Annotated in this window: 2 protein-coding genes; both read right to left on the reverse strand. The window is 61.4% G+C overall.

Annotation, left to right across the window (positions count from 1 at the left end):
* Positions 1 to 269: YggT family protein (locus A3754_RS03435; protein WP_197468423.1), on the reverse strand; the 269-nt coding region annotated here is incomplete at its 3' end.
* A 182-nt stretch (positions 270 to 451) separates the two neighbouring features.
* Positions 452 to 1,261 carry a pyrroline-5-carboxylate reductase gene (gene proC / locus A3754_RS03440; protein WP_063518854.1) on the reverse strand — a complete coding sequence of 270 codons (810 nt, stop codon included), beginning with the start codon at positions 1,259 to 1,261 and terminating at the stop codon, positions 452 to 454.
* Positions 1,262 to 1,356: the final 95 nt, after the last annotated feature.

Below are 1,356 nucleotides of genomic sequence, written 5' to 3' on the forward strand. Positions count from 1 at the left end.
CCGCCCACCTGGATGCCGAGGATCAGCACCGCCTTGAGCATGATCAGCCCCACCACCAGCACCAGGGACGCCACATCCAGCCCACCGTAACCAGGAATGATCCGGCGTAGAGGCTTGAGCAGCGGATTGGTGGCCTTGAGCACAAACTGGGAGATCGGATTATAAAAATCCGCCCGGGCCAGTTGCAGCACGAAGCGGGTCAGTACGATGAAAATGTAAGCGCTGAAGGCAAAATCCAGCAAAAAAACCAGGGCACCCTGCGGGTTCATGGATCACTCCGTTGCGATGTCTTGACCGGCGTTTAGCCAGAAGCTGGGACAGAGTTTGGGGCAATGGGGGCAAATTTCAAAGGGTGGACAAAAAACAGTAACGAGAAGCGAGTGACGAGTTGCGAAAATCAAGACCACCTTCGGGGTTCGCTTCTCGCAACTCGAAACTCGTCACTCGCCTTTTACCCCGCCAACTCTTCGGACCGCTCCCGGGCAGCGGCGACGGCCGCCTGCACCTGTTCGCGGAAACCCGCTTCTTCGAACACATTCAGCGCGGCAGCGGTGGTGCCACCGGGGCTGGTGACCTGCTGGCGCAGCACATCCGGGCCCACTTCGCTGGTAATGGCCAGCTGAGCGGCGCCCCAGGCGGTTTGCAGCACCATCTGCCGGGCGGTCCCCGCATCCAGCCCCTGGGCCTTGGCTGCTTCGATCAACGATTCCATCAGCAGGAAGAAGTAGGCCGGGCCAGAACCGGACACCGCGGTGACCGCATCCAGTTCTTTCTCTTCGTCGAACCAGAAAGCAATGCCCACAGAGCCCAGGATCTCCCTGGCCATGGCTTTTTGTGCATCGCTCACGTCATCGGCGGCATACAGGCCAGTGGCCCCTGCCTGGACCAGTGAAGGCGTATTGGGCATGCAACGCACAATCGGGGTGCTACCCAACCAGTTGCGCAGGTTGCCTACGGTGACGCCGGCCGCGATGGAGATCACCAGCGGCTGACGCTCAGCAATCAGGTCGCGCAGATCGGTGCACACCTGCTCCATCATCTGCGGCTTTACCGCCAGCACCAGCACGTCGACGCGACTGGCCACGTCGCGGTTTTCCGCGCTCACGTGCACCCTGTGCAGCTGGGCGACTTCGTCCAGGCGCTCTTTGGAGGGATCGCTCATCCAGATACGGGCCGGGCGAATTCCTTTCGCCACCATGCCACCGGCCAGGCTGGTTGCCATGTTGCCGGCGCCGATAAATCCGATTAGTTGTTGTGCCATAACTGCGCAGTCCTTGTTGTCAGGCCTTGGGCGGGCGCGGGCCGAACAGGGCCGTGCCCAGCCGGATCAGGGTGGCCCCTTCTTCAATGGCCACC

The organism is Alcanivorax sp. HI0083, from assembly GCF_001635175.1.

What these genes read in the sequence shown, in the direction of transcription:
- proC (WP_063518854.1), bottom strand. Translation starts at nt 1,261, where the DNA reads ATGGCACAACAACTAATCGGATTTATCGGCGCCGGCAACATGGCAACC.